The organism is Nonomuraea glycinis (assembly GCF_014646515.1).
GTDB lineage: Bacteria > Actinomycetota > Actinomycetes > Streptosporangiales > Streptosporangiaceae > Nonomuraea > Nonomuraea glycinis.
Genome location: NZ_BMNK01000009.1, coordinates 281,265 through 296,076, shown reverse-complemented (window position 1 = coordinate 296,076; position 14,812 = coordinate 281,265). Strand labels below are relative to the sequence as shown.

Sequence of the window (14,812 nt, the reverse complement as noted above, 5' to 3'; positions counted from 1 at the left end):
CCGTCTCGCGGCGGGGTGTTTACTGCTGCTTCTACGCCGCGTGCGCGGTGGAGGTTTCGGGCGGTGCCAGGGTCGGGATCGCCTTACCTGGTCTTACCTGCCCTTCACAGTCGTTTCGGGTGTCCGCCAGTCCGGCGGCCACGTCGTGCACCGACCTCGTGTCGTTCAGGCCGTTCACATCGTTCAAGTCGTTCAGGGTCTTCAGGCGGATGCCTTCGGCCAGGATATTGAGTGCCGCGGCGACGTCACGGTCGTGGTGCTCGCCGCAGGAGGGGCAGTCCCAGGCGCGGACGCCCAAGCCGAGTTTCCCGATCTTGTGGCCGCAGCAGGGGCACAGCTGGGAGGAGGGATACCAGCGGTCGACGGTGATGAACGCGCGCCCGTAGCGGGCGGCTTTGCCTTCCAGCAGGCGCAGGAAGGTGCCCCAGGAGACGTCGTTGACGCTCTTGGCCAGCCTGCCCCGGGCCAGGCCCCGCACGGCCAGGCCCTCGACCGCTACCGCTTGGTTCTCGCGGACGATCGCAGTGCTGACCTGGTGCAGGAAGTCCCGGCGCGCGTCGCCGACCTTCGCGTGCTGACGGGCGACTTTGATGCGGGCCTTGGTGCGGTTGGCGCTGCCTTTCTGCTTACGTGCCAGGGCGCGCTGGAGTTTCTTCAGCTTGCGCTCTCTGCGGCGCAGCCATTTGGGGTTGACGATCTTTTCGCCGTTGGAGGTGACCGCGTAGTGGGTCAGACCGAGATCGATCCCCGTCTCCGCATCGCTGCGGGGGAGGGTCTGGCTGTCGTCCGGCACGTCGACGACGAAGGAGGCGAAGTAGCGGCCCGCCGGGTCCTTGATGACCGTCACGCTGGACGGCGGAGCGGGCAGCTCGCGTGACCACCGCACCTCGATCTCACCGATCTTCGCCAGATACAACGCGTCCCCGGCACCGCCGGGGCGGAGCTTGAACGCGGTGGTGGTGAATCGGGCCGACTGCCGGTGATCACGGCGCGACTTGAACACCGGCAATCCCATCTTCGGGCCTTTGCGCTTGCCTGACACCGAGGCGAAGAAGCTCGTATAGGCCACGTCCAGGTCGCGCAGCGCCTGCTGCAACGGCACCGCCGACACCTGTCCGAGCCAGTCCCGTTCAGGAGTGCGCTTGGCGGCGGTGATGCACAGTTGCTGCAGCCGTGGGCCGCTGATCCGCGCCCGGTCGGCTTTCCACGCGGCCTTACGCCGGGCCAGTGCGTCGTTCCACACCGCCCGGACGCACCCGAACAACCGGGCCAAAGCTGCCTGCTGGGGCGCGTCCGGATACAGCCGGTAGTTGTAGCGCAGCTTCACCGAACACCGCCCCTCTTCATGACTACACAACGCAAAGACTAACAGTGTGCAATAGATCGCACACCTTAAGTGAAATCGAACATGCTAACGGTTACTCCATGGCTACGCCAGACGCATACCGACGCGGCATACATCGACCGACAACGCCGACCAACGCGACCGTCCGTGGTCCGCGCCACGCGCTCCTGGCTCCCCGCCTACCGGCGGGCCATTCCTTGACAGGAACCCGCTCCATCCCCGGCCTGAAGGCCAGGGCTTTCTGCGGACCGTCGGTAAGCTCGGCGTTCGTGACCATCCGACCAGGCGCCGCGGACGATGTGGAATCGATCGCGGAGCTGCACACCGAGAGCTGGCGGACGGCCTATGCCGGCATCATGCCCGCCGACTATCTCGACGGCCCGCTGCTCGCGATCAACCTGGAGCTGTGGCAGGCCAGGATCGACAGCGAGCGATATCTGAACGGCGGGCCGCCCTCCTGCCTCCTGGTCGCCGAGGGCGGCGACCAGGCCGTCACCGCCTTCGCCTACCTCACCCCGCAGCGGGACGACCGGATCCTGCTCGACAACCTGCACGTACGGCCCGGCAGCAAGCGCTCGGGCATAGGCCGCCGCTTGATGGTTCGCGGCCTCGGCTGGGCGGCCGAGCACCATCCGGACCAGCCTGTCTACCTGGACGTGCTGCGGGACAACACCCCGGCAAGGGCCTTCTACGAGCGCATGGGAGGCAGCACGAGCAGGGCGTACGTCGAGCGCTTCCACGCGGGGTTCGAGCTGGACATGCTGGAGTACACGTGGAGCCCGGCCGCCGTACAGGAGTTCACAGGTGCGCGGTGAACCAGTCGCGGGCGAACTCGGCGACGCTGTCCAACGCACCCGGCTCCTCGAACAGGTGGGTGGCCCCCGGCACGATCTCCAGCGCACTCGCGCAGCGTAGCCGCCGCCGCGCCTCCTGGTTGAGCTCCACCACCTGCTCGTCGTGGCCGCCGACGATGAGCAGCGTGGGCGCTCGTACGTCCGCCAGCCGCGCCCCGGCCAGGTCGGGCCGCCCGCCCCTGGAGACGATCGCGGCGACGTCCCCGCCCGGCTCGGCCGCCGCCCACAACGCGGCGGCGGCGCCGGTGCTGGCGCCGAAGTAGCCGATCGGCAGCCCTGCGACCGTGGGCTCTTCCCGTACCTGCTCCGTCGCCTGGAGCAGCCGCCCGGCCAGCAGTTCGATGTCGAACACGTTGGCCCGGTCCGCTTCCTCCGCCGGCGTCAGCAGGTCGAACAGCAGCGTGCCCAGCCCCGCCTCGTTGAGCACGCCGGCCACGTAACGGTTGCGCGGGCTACGGCTGCCGCTCCCGCTGCCGTGCGCGAACAGCACCACGCCGCGCGCCTGATCGGGCACCGTCAACTGCCCCGAGATCTCGACGGCCATCTGCCGCACCTCCCGTCACCAGGGGCCCCTACCCACCTGGGACGGCGACGTGTCAGATCTAGACGTGCGCCTGCTCGGCGCGGTCGGGCACGAACCGGTAGCCGACGTTGCGTACGGTGCCGATGAGGGCTTCGTACTCCGTCCCCAGCTTGGCGCGCAGCCGCCGCACGTGCACGTCCACGGTCCTGGTGCCGCCGAAGTAGTCGTAGCCCCACACCTCCTGCAGCAACTGGGCGCGGGTGAACACCCGGCCGGGGTGCTGGGCGAGGTATTTGAGCAGCTCGAACTCCTTGAACGTCAGGTCGAGCACCCTGCCGCGCAGCCGGGCGGTGTAGGTCGCCTCGTCGATCGACAGGTCACCGCTGCGGATCTCGTCGGGCACGTCCTCCGCGGCCGCCTGGGAGATGCGGCCGATGGCCATCCGCAGGCGCGCCTCCACCTCGGCCGGGCCCGCGCTGTCGAGCAGCACGTCGTCGGCCCCCCACTCGGCGGTCATCGCCGCCAGCCCGCCCTCGGTGACGATCACCAGCAAAGGACAGTCGATGCCGGTGGTACGGATCAGCCGGCACAGGCTCTTGGCGTGGGCCAACTCCTTACGGGCGTCGACCAGGACGGCGTCGGCGGGTGGCGCGTCGATGAGCGCGGACGCCTCAGCCGGTGAGACGCGGACCGAGTGGAGCAGCAACCCCAGCGCCGGTAGCACCTCAGCGGACGGCTCGAGGGCGTTGGTCAGCAGGAGCAGGTTGCTCATATCGGCCTCCTCAAACACGCAAGGACCCGGGGGCTACATCGCCCAGGTCCCGTAGGCGAGGATATCCCACGCGTAACCGAAGTCCATTGCGCGTCCACCAAGTGAACGGCACATACCGTGATACGGCGAGGTTAATCGCGGCGCACAATGGTTCCTGAACGAGGTGAGGAGCCCATGGCCATGGGAAAAGTGCGATATTGGGCGGCGGCGAAGGAAGCGGCCGGAGTCGCCGAAGAGTCGTTCGAGGCCGCCACACTGGGCGAACTCATGACGCAAATCACACAAAACCGTCCAGAGCTTGCGCGTGTCGTGGCCAGATCTTCTTTTCTGATCGACGGTTCTCCGGTGGGTAAACGGCCGCATGACGAGGTGATTCTCGGCCACGGGGTGACGGTCGAGGTGCTGCCGCCGTTCGCGGGCGGGTGAAACGGCCGCTTTGGTGGGGAATGAGGCCTGAGTCTGATCGATAAGCTCATGACCCCCGCATGAGACAGGGAGCCTGATGCGCAAGCTGGCCGTATTCCTGATGGTGTTGATCGTCCTGCTCGTCGTCGTCGACCGTGTCGCCGTCGCCGGCGTGCAACGTGACCTCGCCAACAGGATCGCGGCCTCGGCCGACCTCGACAGCACCCCCACCGTCACCATCGAGAGCATCCCCTTCCTCACCCAGGCCATCTCCGGCCACTATCCGGAGGTGCGCTTCGATCTCGGCACGGTCCGCTACGGCGCCGTGCCCGTCAGCGGCCTGCGCGGCGTCGCCTACGGCGTCACCGCTCCGCTGGCCGACGTCCTGCAGAACCGGGCCGACATCGTGGCCGAGCGGCTGACCGTACAGGGCACGCTGAGCAGGGCGACGATCGACGCGCACGCCCCGAAGGGCGTGAAGATCACCGGGAACGGCGAGCGGCTCGTGGCCTCCGGCGAGCTGACGGTGGGCGCGAACAAGGTGAAGTTCGAGGCGGAGATGCGGGTTCAGCTGGTCGACGGCGGCATCAGGCTCCAGGCGCAGAAGATCAAGGGCGTGCCCGACCAGGTCGCGGGCTTCGTCAACTACACCATCCCGTTCAAGGGCAAGCTGCCCTTCGACGTGAAGGTGACCGGGGTGAAGAACGTGGCCGACGGTCTGCAGTTCTCCGCCGAGGCGTCTGACGTGCCGTTGCGTGGATGACGTGGCCGACATCGAACCGGGACGTCCCGCCGTACGTCATGGAGGTGTGAGCCCAGCCGAGACCGCCGACGAGGAACTCGTGAGGACCCTGTTCGACGAGCACGCGGGGCCACTGTACGGATACGTGCTGCGGCTGACGGGTGACTCGGGACGGGCGGAGGACGTCGTGCAGGAGACGCTGCTGCGGGCCTGGCGGCATCCCGAGGCGCTCGCCGACCGCCCCATCCGCGCGTGGCTGTTCACAGTGGCGCGCAACATCGTCGTCGACCAGCACCGGGCACGGAAGGCGCGGCCACCGGAGATCGGTGACGAGGCGCTGGCCGTGCTGCCCGCCGACGACGAACTGGAGCGCGCGGTCGAGTCGTGGGCCGTGGCGGAGGCGCTCGCGGCTTTACGGCCCGAGCATCGCGACGTGCTCATGGAGGTCTACTACCGGGGGAGATCGGTGAGGGAGGCGTCGGCGAAGCTCGGCATCCCGCCGGGCACCGTCAAGTCGCGCACCTACTACGCGCTGCGGGCGCTCAAGCTCGCGCTGCAGGAGCGGGGGCTGGCGCCGTGATGACATGCGAGGAGATCCGGCTGGCGCTGGGCGCGCACGCGCTCGGCGCGCTGGAGCCCGAAGAGGCCGAGGAGATCGACACCCACCTGGCCACCTGCGAGGAGTGCGGCGCGGAGCTGCTGGACCTCGAAGGGGTCGCGGGGTTCCTGGGCAAGGTCTCGGAGGCGGACGTCGCGCTGGTGGCGAGCCCGCCGCAGCAGGTGCTCGATCGGCTGCTGCGGGACCGCGCCAGGCGGCATCGGCGCGGTCGGCTGCTGGTGGCCGTGGCGGCCTCCGCCGCGGTGCTGGTGGTCGGCGGCACAGTGTGGACCGTCGCCCAGCAGCAGGGGGCCGGGCAGACCGCCGTTTCGGCGCCGGTGGCCGACAGCCCTCTGCGGGAGAACGCGCCCTACGTCGCCTCGGACAGCGCCAGGAGCGACGGGAGCGCCAGGAGCGACGTGAGCGACGGGAACGAGGCCGGCGACGCGAGCGAGTCGGCGGCCGAGGAGAGATTGGCCCGTCCGACTCCGACTCCGTCCCGAGCGCCCAGTTTGCTGAAGACGGTGGAGGGCGAGGAGTTCGCCGGAGCCGACGAGGCCGCCGGCTACCGCGCCACGGTGTCGGCGAGCCCGGTGAACGGCGGGACGAACCTCCTGGTCCGGATCGCCGGGATACCCGTGGGCACGACCTGCCGGCTCCTGGTCGTCGGCGCGGACGGCGAGCGGGAGCACACCCAGTCGTGGACCATCGACCGCAAGACCTACGAGGACAAGGCGGTCTTCCCGCGCGAGACCCGGATCCCGATGGCGTCCATCGTCCGGTTCGAGGTCGTCGACGCGACCGGGAAGACGCTCGTCACGGTGCCGGTGCGGAAGTAATCGGCGCTCTGGGTGGTTGCACCGGGGGTGACGGGTCTGTGGGTGGTGCTCGCGACACTGGCGCTGGGGTCGGTGATCGGGCTGGTACGACTGCTCCGCGACGGGCGGATGCGTGATTTCGCCGGTCGGGCCAGGTCGGCGGGCAGGTCGGCGGGATCTTCTGTGGAGGTGCCGGCCGAGGAGGATGGTGAGGGGATGGCGAGCGGCTCGGTGGGTCGGCTCACCGGGGATGACCTGGGGTCGCCGCTGGGGGAGCGGGCCACGTTGGTGCAGTTCTCCACCGCTTTCTGCCAGCCGTGCCGGGCGACACGCCGGGTGCTGGCCGAGGTGAGCGAGCTGGTGCCGGGGGTCGCGCACGTGGAGGTCGACGCCGAGTCCCGGCTGGACCTGGTGCGACGGCTCGACGTGATGCGCACGCCGACGGTCTTCGTCCTCGACAGTTCCGGAAATATCCTGAAGAAAGCCTCAGGTCAGCCGCGCAAGGCCGACGTCCTGAACGTGCTCGGCCGGGCGGTGCCCGCCGCCCCCGCGCAGGACCGTCCGTACGACCCGTCTCATGGGGCGTCTCAGGACTCGGACGAGATGTGACAGATGGCGAGACGACGAGTACTGTCATCATCATGAACCCATCGACAGAGCTGCTGACGAAGCGGCGCGCGGTTGATTTCTGCCGCGTAGCCACCGCGCTCTGTCGCGCTGCCTGAGGACGGTCTCGCGCGGACTCTGATCCGCCCCCATCCGACCCCTTCAGGGAGCATCCCACGATGCGTACTGACCCTAGAGCGTTGCGCTTCGGCGCGGCCCTGACCACCGTGATCCTCGCCCTCGTCCTGGTGACGGGCAGCGCTTGGCTGCTCGCCGCCCAGGCGGTGGTGTTCGCACTCGGCACGATCGGCCGCTCACCGTACTCACTGCTCTTCAAGGCGCTCGTCAAGAGCGCCCCGAAGGAGACCGAGGACGCTCGTCCGCCGCGCTTCGCACAGGCGGTCGGGCTCGTCTTCGCGGTCGCGGGGCTGGCCGGATACGCCGCGGGGATCACGCCACTGGCCATGGTGGCCACGGCTGCGGCTCTCCTCGCCGCATTCCTCAACGCAGCCTTCGGATTCTGCCTTGGCTGCGAGATGTACCTGCTGATTCGCCGTCTACTGCCCGCCGCCAAAATGGAGGTTTCCCAATGAGCCGCTCTGCCGTCCTGGTAGATGCCGACTGGGTCGAGGCCAACCTCGACACCCCCGGAATCGTGCTCGTCGAGGTCGACGAGGACACCAGCGCCTATGACAAGGGCCACATCCGTGGTGCCGTGAAGATCGACTGGAAGCAGGACCTGCAGGACCCGGTCCGCCGCGACTTCGTCGACAAGACCGGCTTCGAGGCCCTGCTCTCCGAGCGTGGCATCTCCAACGACGACACCGTCGTCCTCTACGGCGGCAACAACAACTGGTTCGCCGCCTACGCCTACTGGTACTTCAAGCTGTACGGCCACGACCAGGTGAAGCTGCTCGACGGTGGCCGCAAGAAGTGGGAGCTCGACTCCCGCCAGCTGGTCAAGGACGTGCCGCAGCTCGACAAGACCCAGTACGTCGTGTCCGCCGAGAACACCGGCATCCGCTCCTTCCGCGACGACGTGGTGGCCGCGATCGGCAAGCTCAACCTGGTCGACGTGCGCTCGCCCGACGAGTTCACCGGCAAGCTGCTCGCCCCGGCCCACCTGCCGCAGGAGTCCGCGCAGCGCGGCGGCCACGTGCCCACCGCCCGCAACATCCCGTGGTCCAAGTCGGCCAACGACGACGGCACCTTCAAGTCCGACGACGAGCTGCGCAACCTTTACGAGGAGGCGGGCGTCGACTTCGCCAAGGACACGATCGCCTACTGCCGCATCGGCGAGCGTTCCGCGCACACCTGGTTCGTGCTGCACGAGCTGCTCGACCAGGCGAACGTGACCAACTACGACGGTTCATGGACCGAATACGGCTCGCTCGTGGGCGTGCCGATCGAGCTGGGAGAGGCCCGCTGATGACTGCACAGGGTTGCGGAGCACCGGAGCAGACGATCGCGCTGCCGACCGGAATCGATCTTTCCAACCAGGCCGTGATCCAGGGCCGGGTGACCGGTGCCGGCACCGCCTACGCGCGGCTGCTGGACCACACCGGTGAGTTCACCGGCGAGGTGGTCGTGTCCGACGAGGGCGTCTTCCGCTTCTTCGCCGGCCCCGGCGACTGGACCGTCCGCATCATCGCGGGCGGCGGCGTCACCAGGGACATCCAGGTGGCGGCCAGGATCGGCGAAGTGTCCGAGCTGGCCGTGGCGGTCTGAGCGGTCCAACGTCTGCTCGAAAGGCCCGCGTCCTCCGGACGCGGGCCTTTCGCGTGCAACGAGGTCGGGGCTCGCGGTGTTGTATCGGGTGTGAGTCACATGGACTGTCTCGATCCCGTGCGCAAGGCGCTGCTGGACGACCTCGACGAGGGGTTCGCCGAGCTGTTCGCCGCGCACCGCGGGCTCGTGTTCACCACCGCGCTGCGCCTCAGCGGCCGGTGGGCCGACGCGGAGGACCTGACCGCGGAGGCGTTCCTGCGGGCCTACCGGGCGCTGGCCGGATACGATCGCGACCGCATCGCCGGGCTGCAGCCGAGGGCCTGGCTCATGACGATTCTGATGAACCTCTGGCGCAACTGCGCCAGGACCAGATCCCGCAAACCGCCCCCCGACCTTCGCGGGGTGCCCGTCGAGACGGCCGACCCCCGCGAGAGCGTCGAGGGCACGGCCGCGCGCCACGAGACGGGCGACGAACTCCAGGCGCTGCTCGGCCGGTTGCCGGCCGAGCAGCGGGCGGCGGTCGTCCTCCGGCACGTCGTCGACCTGCCGGTGAGTGAGATCGCCACGGTGCTCAAGATCCCGCAGGGGACCGTGAAGTCGCACATCTCGCGCGGCCTGAAGCGGCTGCGCGCACTGGGAGGCGCCCAATGACCCCGCGACCGGCAACCCCGGACCCCACCTCCCATTCGGCGGGCATGAACCCCACGAACCCACGTGCGACCGGGCAGGGCCCCACGAACCTGCATGCGACCGGGCAGGGCCCCACGAACCCACGTGCGACCGGGCAGGGCCCCACGAACCCGCATGCGACCGGGCAGGGCCCCACGAACCCGCCTGTGGCCGGGCAGGGCCCCACGGTCCCGCGTGAGGTGGGTCAGGGGCGGGACCCGCTGCTCGCCGGGCTGGCGGCGTTGGTCACCGATGCGCCCGACGGCCTGCTCGACCGGATCGCGGCGCGCTGGGTACGGGTGCCGGGGCCGATCGGGGAGCTAGACGTGGCCTTCACCGACCAGGGGATCGTGTACGTGCACGAGCCCGTGGAGGGGTTCGCCGAGTCGTTCAGGAAGCGGTTCGGCCGCCCGCTGCTGCCCGCCGCCAAGCCGCCGGCCGGGCTGGTGCCGGCCCTGCGCACCGGCCGCTCCTCGGGGTTGCGCCTGGACCTGCGTGGCCTGAGCGACTTCCAGCGCGACGTGCTCCTCGCCGCCCGCGCCATCCCCAGAGGCGAGGTACGCCCCTACGCCTGGATCGCCGAGCGGATCGGCCGGCCCAGGGCGGTGCGCGCGGTGGGGACGGCCCTGGGCGGCAACCCGGTGCCGCTCCTCATCCCCTGCCACCGGGTGACCCGCTCCGACGGAGGCGTGGGCGAGTACGTCTTCGGCCCGGCCGTCAAGGAACGGCTCCTCGCGGCGGAGGGTGTGGACCTCGACCGCCTCCGCGCCCTGGCCCGCGAGCGGGTCTTCTACCTGGGCAGCGACACCACCGGCGTAGTCTGCTTCCCGACCTGCAGAAACGCCCGCCGCATCACCCCGGCCCACCGCCACGGCTTCCGGACCCTCGCCCAGGCCCGCACGGCCGGCTACCGCCCCTGCCGCACCTGCGAACCTGGTCAGGTGGCATAGCGCGGCGTTCATCACGGTATGGGGCGCCGATACGCTGCAGAGATGGACCGTACTCAACGTGCCGTCGGCGCGGTCGTGGGGTCGGCCGTGGGCGATGCGCTGGGAGCCCCGTTCGAGTTCGGGGCGGCCGGCGCGTTCAGCGGCCGGTTCCCCGTCTCCTCCGGAGGTGGCGGGGAGATGTGCGGTGGCGGCGGCTGGGACCCCGGAGAGGCCACCGACGACACCCAGATGGCCGTGCACCTGGCCGAGTCGCTGCTGGAGCGGGGCGGGCTGGACCTGCCCGACGTCTTCGCCCGGTTCCAGCGGTGGGCCGCCGACGAGCCCAAGGACATCGGCCTGCAGACCGAGGAGGTGCTCACCAACGGCATGCCGTGGGATCTGGCGGCGGGCTTCCACTTCCAGAGCACCCGGCGCGCCGCCGGCAACGGCTCGCTCATGCGGGCCACCACCTCGGCCGTCTACTTCGCCGCCGACGGGCGTGCGGCGACCATGGACGCCGCCCGGCGCATCGCGGCGCTGACCCACGGCGACCCGGCCGCCTGGGAGGGCACGGCCGTCTACCACGAGCTGCTGCGGGTGGCGCTCGACGGCGGCGATCCCGTCGAAGCCGTGCCCGCCGTCCTCGCCGAGATCCCCGCACAGCACCGGGAGCGCTATGCCGTGGTGCTGGCGCCGAGCTGGCACCCTGACCAGGCCACCGAGTTCAACGGCGCGATCTGGCCCTGTCTCGGCTCGGCCGTGTGGGCGCTGCGTACCACCTCGGGGCCGGCGGAGGCGCTGCGGGTCGCGATCGACCTGGGCGGCGACACCGACACCGTGGGCGCGGTGACCGGTGGCCTGGCCGGGGCGTTCTACGGTTTCGCGGCGATCCCGGCGCGCTGGACCGAGCCGCTGCACGTGCCGCTGCCGGGCGCGGGGGGTCGGGTGCTGCGCCTGCCGGAGCTGGTGGAGCTGGCCCGGCGGCTGGAGAGTCGCGCTTAGCGGAGAGGTGTGGCTGCGCGAGCGGGAGAGCCGCGTCCAGCCGAGTGGTGCGGCTGCGCGAGGTGGGACAGACCGATACGATTCAGCAGATGTCCGGATCGTCAGGTGTGATGGCACCGCCCCGACCTGGGCCCGCACCGGCTCAGCAGATGCCGTCCCCCTTCTCGTTGCCCCTGCATGCCCTCAGGCTCGCGGGGCGCTGCGCGCTGCCGCTGATCCTCTGGTTCTCGGCGGGTGAGCTGGCCCGCTGGGCCACCCTCTACCTGGCCTCGGAGATCCAGCACGGCGATTTCTACCAGGCCCGCCTGGTCGCCGCCTACGTGCTGCTGACCGTGGTGATCCTGATCTCGATGACGATGGTCACGGGCATGTTCCTGTCGCTGCGCCGGGTGCTCTGGGAGACTCGGGCGCGCGAGGCGGACGGGCAGGCGCCGGAGAGGCTGTGGCGTTCGCTCAACCGGATCGCGCCGGCCTTCGCGGTCATCTACATGGCCTGGTCGCTGCACATCGAGGACGCGGCCGACTTCCAGCAGATGGACCTGCTGCACAACCTCGACGACAACTTCTACACACCCATCCTGAACAACATCGCCAACGGCACCGACGAGGCGGTCACGTACGGCGTGGGCCTGGTCAGTCTGGACTGGCGGGTCTCGCTCGCGGCCATGGCCGTCACCTTCGGGTTGCGCGTGCTGTTCGCGCGCATGGTGGAGAACGGCAAGGGCGGGTTCTCCGGCGTCGCCGCCGCCTTCGCGGAGTTCTCCTTCGTGTTCTGCGCGCTGAACGCCCTCTACAACCTCTCGGCGCTCCGGGGCGACTGGACCGGTCAGCGCGCCATCGTGGGCGGCGTCCAGAGCACCTGGGAGCAGGCCAAGGCGGGCATCCCCGGCTGGGAGGCGTTCTGGGCCTGGGTGGCCGAGGTGTGGCCGTACGCGGTGGACGCGCTCGCCGTGCCGCTCACCTGGCTGGCGGTCGCCGTGCTGGTCTTCGGCGCCTCCGTGGACGACGTGCGCAGGGCCGTGCGCGGCACCGGGCTGGAGAAGGGCGTCGACAAGCTGGAGGGCAGCCACTCGATCACCCAGCGGGCCGTGGACCGGGTCGTGGGCGGTTTCATGGAGCGGTGGGTGCCCGTGGTCAACGCCTTCAGGATCACGGTGAAGGGCGGTGCGACGCTGTTCGGCCTCGTGTGCCTGCTGTACACCGGCCTCCACGTGGGCGCCGACTACGCGAGCCGGGCCATCTACACCCTGATCGGCTCGGACGTGCCGTTCATGTGGCTGTTCGTCAGCCATCCCGTGGCGTTCGTCCTGGACCTCCTGGTGACCGCCCTGTCCTTCAGCGTGCTGGCCGCCGCGTTCGACATCGCCGCCACCAGGGCACGCCTGCGAGGCGAGGACATCACCGCCTGAGGACAGCGCCGCCTCGGGGCGTCAGCGCCTGAAGATCAGGACGTCGTTCCTGGCGGCCTTCTCCTCGTCCTCCGGGGTGACTTGCAGGAGCTTCTCGGTGGGCGTGTCCGAGCGGTAGGTGATGTTCGGCTCCAGGTGCAGCTCCACCTCGCCGGCCACCGCCTTGGGCACCACGGCCAGCGCGGAGTAGTCGTAGGCCCGGTGCACCTCGTGCTTGTCGGTGGGCAGGTTGTCCTCGACGATCTCCACCTGCCAGGTGCGCTGGGACTTGTCCCGTACGGTCAGCTCGGGCCTGCCGGTGAGCAGGGTGCCGGTCTCGTCGGCGGCCTTGCGGGTCACAGTGATCTGGAGCCACTGCTTGTCGGGGGTGGTGTGCGTGGTGCCCGCCGGCGGCGGCGTCGGCTTGATCACCGCCAGCCAGGTCACGTGCTCGTACGTCACCTGCTGCCCGACCGGCACCACGTGGACGGTCTCGCTCGGCTGCCCGCTCTTGTAGAACAGGTAGCGGTCGGCCGTCGGCAGGCCCATGCCCAGGGTGAACACGACCACCGCGCCGACGCCCAGCAGCAGCGTCCGCCCACGCCGGCGCCGCGGCCGCACAGCCGCGGCGGCGGGCGCGGGTGGAGGCGTCGGTACGGCCGAGGGTACGTCTTCGGCGGGAGGGGGCGGTGGCGTCGAGGGAGGCAGCGGCCCGGCGCTCGGGATGGCCGGGATCGGCTGCGTCGCGGTGCTGACCGACCGGCTCTGCGGCGGCGGCCACACCTGCTGGTCCGGGAACGGCGCCGTGCCCCGGCGCGGCCGAGGCGGCGGCGCACCGGGCGAGAAGGGCTGCCGCTGCCCCCGGCGCGGCCGAGCCGGAGCCAGAGGCGGCTGAGGCCGCTGTGGCCCCTGAGACGGCGTGCCCTGCCCTGAAGGCGCACCCTGGGGTGGCGGCGTGGGTTGCGGCGGCTGGGTGGGCTGGCTCGGCGGCGGGGCGAACCAGTCGCGGTCCGGGTCGTTCGTGCTCATGGCCTACTTCTTCTCGTCCAGGTCGACGACGTCCGCGGGCGCGGAGCTGAGCTGCTTGGCGATGGCCGTGTCGATACCGAGGTCGACCTGTGCCTCCGGCGGCAGCGGCTCGGCGTAGAGGCCGCCGATGGGCAGATGGAACACGGCCCGCGCGCCGAGCAGCGCGCCGGGCGGCACCTCGAAGACGAACCTGCCCGACGCCCACCACCCCGGCTGGATCCACGGGTTGGCCAGCGTCAGGGTCTTGTCCACCTTGTCGGTCGCGACGAACTTCTTGCCGTCGGCGGCGAGCAGGGTGGGCGGCGCCAGGTGCACCGGCTTCTGCGGCACGGTGGCCTCCGCCTCGATCACCAGGAACACCTGCTCGGTCGGCACGACCTCGCCCCCGGACTTGACCGCCCTGGCCGTGGACACCTTCTTGACCCGTACCGAGAACCGGCCGGCGTCCACCGCCGCGTCCTTCGCGCCCACATAGGTGATCGGCGCGTCCATCTCCGCCTGGGACAGCTCCAGCGACTGTACGGCCACGGCCCCGGCGACCAGGAGCAGGCCGACCAGGGTGTTGAGCACCGTGACGGCCGCCCGGCGGCGGGGCGGCTCCCGGCGGGCGCGGCGCGGGGGCGCGGGACGCTCCTCGTCGGTGGCCGTCATGACGTCCCTTCCTGCTTCACCGGCAGGGTGACGGTCGCGGCCACCTTCTTCACCTCCGCCTTGCCGACGAAGCCCCCCTCGGACGGCAGCAGCCAGGTCACGACGCCGGTCAGCGGGTTCTCCATCTCCTCGTACGCGCCCACGTCGTACGTCACCTGCTCGGGCGGCGTGGCCGTACCCTCCAGCTCGTAGCGGGCGATCACGGTGGCGGGGACGTCAGGATGCAACTGGCTGGACTTCACGTCCTTGGACAACACGAACAGCTGGCCGCCGAACTCGCTCTTGAGCTGCGGGGTCATCTTCAGCAGCGCCCCGCCGAAACTGTAGCCGGGGCTCTTGTCGTTCGGCGGGCTGCCCACGACAAGGGTCTCGTCGGTCTTGTTCGTCACCTTGAACACCACGTCGAGGAAGCGCTTGTCCTCGGTGAACTGGCTCGTGGCCGGCTCGGTCGTCACCTTGGACTCGATGAACCGGGCCTCGAACTTGCCCATGTCCAGGCTCTGACCGGCCTTGAGCCGTGGCGGCGGGGTTGCGGGCCGCTCGTCGAAGCCGCCCAGCAGAGCGGCGATGCCGACGGCGGTGAGGGTCACCAAGGCGAGTACGGGTACCGCTACGGGGCGACTTCGCTTGCCGCTGTCACCGGAGGGTTCCGTCATGGGTATCGATGGTAATAGGTCACGCTTGTCCCACTCACCCCAATGCACCCATTGTGCTGGTCGAATTGCCGAGAACCCTGCCGCAGCAGGGGTTGTA

The 14,812-nt window shown here is 70.2% G+C and carries 20 protein-coding genes; 14 read left to right on the top strand and 6 right to left on the bottom strand.

Annotated features, from left to right (window positions below; genetic code table 11):
- Positions 1–31: 31 nt before the first annotated feature.
- Positions 32–1,327 carry an RNA-guided endonuclease InsQ/TnpB family protein gene (locus tag IEY87_RS26000; protein WP_189141380.1) on the bottom strand — a complete coding sequence of 432 codons (1,296 nt, stop codon included), beginning with the start codon at positions 1,325–1,327 and terminating at the stop codon, positions 32–34.
- A 287-nt stretch (positions 1,328–1,614) separates the two neighbouring features.
- On the opposite strand from IEY87_RS26000, the gene IEY87_RS25995 reads away from it, so the two are divergent.
- Positions 1,615–2,160, top strand: a complete 546-nt coding sequence (locus IEY87_RS25995) for a GNAT family N-acetyltransferase (RefSeq protein WP_225277667.1) — start codon at positions 1,615–1,617, stop codon at positions 2,158–2,160.
- Here IEY87_RS25995 and IEY87_RS25990 read toward each other — a convergent pair.
- Both IEY87_RS25990 and IEY87_RS25985 read right to left on the bottom strand, forming a co-directional pair.
- On the bottom strand, positions 2,144–2,743 hold the full coding sequence (locus tag IEY87_RS25990; RefSeq protein WP_189141379.1) for a dienelactone hydrolase family protein: 600 nt from the start codon (positions 2,741–2,743) through the stop codon (positions 2,144–2,146). The genes IEY87_RS25995 and IEY87_RS25990 overlap by 17 nt on opposite strands.
- Before the next feature lie 58 nt (positions 2,744–2,801).
- Positions 2,802–3,494 carry a response regulator transcription factor gene (locus IEY87_RS25985; protein WP_189141378.1) on the bottom strand — a complete coding sequence of 231 codons (693 nt, stop codon included), beginning with the start codon at positions 3,492–3,494 and terminating at the stop codon, positions 2,802–2,804.
- Positions 3,495–3,668: 174 nt separating this feature from the next.
- On the opposite strand from IEY87_RS25985, the gene IEY87_RS25980 reads away from it, so the two are divergent.
- From IEY87_RS25980 to IEY87_RS25925, 13 genes are all read left to right on the top strand, one after another.
- Positions 3,669–3,920: a MoaD/ThiS family protein gene (locus tag IEY87_RS25980; RefSeq protein ID WP_189141377.1), complete on the top strand. Its 252-nt coding sequence runs from the start codon at positions 3,669–3,671 to the stop codon at positions 3,918–3,920.
- A 76-nt stretch (positions 3,921–3,996) separates the two neighbouring features.
- On the top strand, positions 3,997–4,662 hold the full coding sequence (locus IEY87_RS25975; RefSeq protein WP_189141376.1) for an LmeA family phospholipid-binding protein: 666 nt from the start codon (positions 3,997–3,999) through the stop codon (positions 4,660–4,662).
- A 46-nt stretch (positions 4,663–4,708) separates the two neighbouring features.
- A complete protein-coding gene (locus IEY87_RS25970; RefSeq protein WP_189141375.1) occupies positions 4,709–5,221 on the top strand; it encodes a sigma-70 family RNA polymerase sigma factor in 513 nt (170 codons plus the stop codon).
- Positions 5,221–6,078, top strand: coding sequence for an anti-sigma factor family protein (locus IEY87_RS25965; protein WP_225277685.1), 858 nt, complete (start codon positions 5,221–5,223; stop codon positions 6,076–6,078). The genes IEY87_RS25970 and IEY87_RS25965 overlap by 1 nt, the downstream gene beginning before the upstream one ends.
- A gap of 195 nt (positions 6,079–6,273) precedes the next feature.
- Positions 6,274–6,666 (top strand): TlpA family protein disulfide reductase, encoded by a 393-nt coding sequence (locus IEY87_RS25960; protein WP_225277684.1) that lies wholly within the window; start codon positions 6,274–6,276, stop codon positions 6,664–6,666.
- A 32-nt stretch (positions 6,667–6,698) separates the two neighbouring features.
- Positions 6,699–6,782: a putative leader peptide gene (locus IEY87_RS47220; RefSeq protein WP_350668905.1), complete on the top strand. Its 84-nt coding sequence runs from the start codon at positions 6,699–6,701 to the stop codon at positions 6,780–6,782.
- A 60-nt stretch (positions 6,783–6,842) separates the two neighbouring features.
- Positions 6,843–7,256, top strand: coding sequence for a DUF4395 domain-containing protein (locus IEY87_RS25955; RefSeq protein ID WP_189141373.1), 414 nt, complete (start codon positions 6,843–6,845; stop codon positions 7,254–7,256).
- Positions 7,253–8,092 carry a sulfurtransferase gene (locus IEY87_RS25950; RefSeq protein WP_189141372.1) on the top strand — a complete coding sequence of 280 codons (840 nt, stop codon included), beginning with the start codon at positions 7,253–7,255 and terminating at the stop codon, positions 8,090–8,092. Before IEY87_RS25955 ends, IEY87_RS25950 begins: the two co-directional genes overlap by 4 nt.
- Positions 8,092–8,391 carry a DUF1416 domain-containing protein gene (locus IEY87_RS25945; RefSeq protein WP_189141371.1) on the top strand — a complete coding sequence of 100 codons (300 nt, stop codon included), beginning with the start codon at positions 8,092–8,094 and terminating at the stop codon, positions 8,389–8,391. The genes IEY87_RS25950 and IEY87_RS25945 overlap by 1 nt, the downstream gene beginning before the upstream one ends.
- 99 nt (positions 8,392–8,490) lie before the next feature.
- Entirely contained in the window at positions 8,491–9,042 is a 552-nt protein-coding gene (locus IEY87_RS25940) for an RNA polymerase sigma factor (RefSeq protein ID WP_189141370.1), read from the top strand.
- Between the two features lie 44 nt (positions 9,043–9,086).
- Positions 9,087–10,010: a methylated-DNA--[protein]-cysteine S-methyltransferase gene (locus IEY87_RS25935; RefSeq protein ID WP_189141369.1), complete on the top strand. Its 924-nt coding sequence runs from the start codon at positions 9,087–9,089 to the stop codon at positions 10,008–10,010.
- A 42-nt stretch (positions 10,011–10,052) separates the two neighbouring features.
- Entirely contained in the window at positions 10,053–10,991 is a 939-nt protein-coding gene (locus tag IEY87_RS25930) for an ADP-ribosylglycohydrolase family protein (protein ID WP_189141368.1), read from the top strand.
- A 149-nt stretch (positions 10,992–11,140) separates the two neighbouring features.
- Complete coding sequence (locus tag IEY87_RS25925; protein WP_189141367.1) at positions 11,141–12,400, top strand: hypothetical protein; 1,260 nt, start codon at positions 11,141–11,143, stop codon at positions 12,398–12,400.
- Between the two features lie 21 nt (positions 12,401–12,421).
- Here IEY87_RS25925 and IEY87_RS25920 read toward each other — a convergent pair whose 3' ends face one another.
- The 3 genes from IEY87_RS25920 to IEY87_RS25910 are packed head-to-tail and all read right to left on the bottom strand — an operon-like array spanning position 12,422 to position 14,715.
- A complete protein-coding gene (locus tag IEY87_RS25920; protein WP_189141366.1) occupies positions 12,422–13,408 on the bottom strand; it encodes a hypothetical protein in 987 nt (328 codons plus the stop codon).
- 3 nt (positions 13,409–13,411) lie between these two features.
- Entirely contained in the window at positions 13,412–14,059 is a 648-nt protein-coding gene (locus IEY87_RS25915) for a hypothetical protein (RefSeq protein WP_189141365.1), read from the bottom strand.
- Positions 14,056–14,715 carry a hypothetical protein gene (locus IEY87_RS25910; RefSeq protein ID WP_189141364.1) on the bottom strand — a complete coding sequence of 220 codons (660 nt, stop codon included), beginning with the start codon at positions 14,713–14,715 and terminating at the stop codon, positions 14,056–14,058. Before IEY87_RS25910 ends, IEY87_RS25915 begins: the two co-directional genes overlap by 4 nt.
- Positions 14,716–14,812: the final 97 nt, after the last annotated feature.

Excerpts from the sequence above, each read along its gene's own strand:
- IEY87_RS25990 (WP_189141379.1), bottom strand. The coding sequence starts at position 2,743 with ATGGCCGTCGAGATCTCGGGGCAGTTGACGGTGCCCGATCAGGCGCGC.
- IEY87_RS25985 (WP_189141378.1), bottom strand. The coding sequence starts at position 3,494 with ATGAGCAACCTGCTCCTGCTGACCAACGCCCTCGAGCCGTCCGCTGAG.
- IEY87_RS25980 (WP_189141377.1), top strand. The coding sequence starts at position 3,669 with ATGGCCATGGGAAAAGTGCGATATTGGGCGGCGGCGAAGGAAGCGGCC.
- IEY87_RS25975 (WP_189141376.1), top strand. The coding sequence starts at position 3,997 with ATGCGCAAGCTGGCCGTATTCCTGATGGTGTTGATCGTCCTGCTCGTC.
- IEY87_RS25965 (WP_225277685.1), top strand. The coding sequence starts at position 5,221 with ATGACATGCGAGGAGATCCGGCTGGCGCTGGGCGCGCACGCGCTCGGC.
- IEY87_RS25960 (WP_225277684.1), top strand. The coding sequence starts at position 6,274 with ATGGCGAGCGGCTCGGTGGGTCGGCTCACCGGGGATGACCTGGGGTCG.
- IEY87_RS47220 (WP_350668905.1), top strand. The coding sequence starts at position 6,699 with ATGAACCCATCGACAGAGCTGCTGACGAAGCGGCGCGCGGTTGATTTC.
- IEY87_RS25955 (WP_189141373.1), top strand. The coding sequence starts at position 6,843 with ATGCGTACTGACCCTAGAGCGTTGCGCTTCGGCGCGGCCCTGACCACC.
- IEY87_RS25950 (WP_189141372.1), top strand. The coding sequence starts at position 7,253 with ATGAGCCGCTCTGCCGTCCTGGTAGATGCCGACTGGGTCGAGGCCAAC.
- IEY87_RS25945 (WP_189141371.1), top strand. The coding sequence starts at position 8,092 with ATGACTGCACAGGGTTGCGGAGCACCGGAGCAGACGATCGCGCTGCCG.
- IEY87_RS25940 (WP_189141370.1), top strand. The coding sequence starts at position 8,491 with ATGGACTGTCTCGATCCCGTGCGCAAGGCGCTGCTGGACGACCTCGAC.
- IEY87_RS25935 (WP_189141369.1), top strand. The coding sequence starts at position 9,087 with ATGAACCCCACGAACCCACGTGCGACCGGGCAGGGCCCCACGAACCTG.
- IEY87_RS25930 (WP_189141368.1), top strand. The coding sequence starts at position 10,053 with ATGGACCGTACTCAACGTGCCGTCGGCGCGGTCGTGGGGTCGGCCGTG.
- IEY87_RS25925 (WP_189141367.1), top strand. The coding sequence starts at position 11,141 with ATGCCGTCCCCCTTCTCGTTGCCCCTGCATGCCCTCAGGCTCGCGGGG.
- IEY87_RS25920 (WP_189141366.1), bottom strand. The coding sequence starts at position 13,408 with ATGAGCACGAACGACCCGGACCGCGACTGGTTCGCCCCGCCGCCGAGC.
- IEY87_RS25915 (WP_189141365.1), bottom strand. The coding sequence starts at position 14,059 with ATGACGGCCACCGACGAGGAGCGTCCCGCGCCCCCGCGCCGCGCCCGC.
- IEY87_RS25910 (WP_189141364.1), bottom strand. The coding sequence starts at position 14,715 with ATGACGGAACCCTCCGGTGACAGCGGCAAGCGAAGTCGCCCCGTAGCG.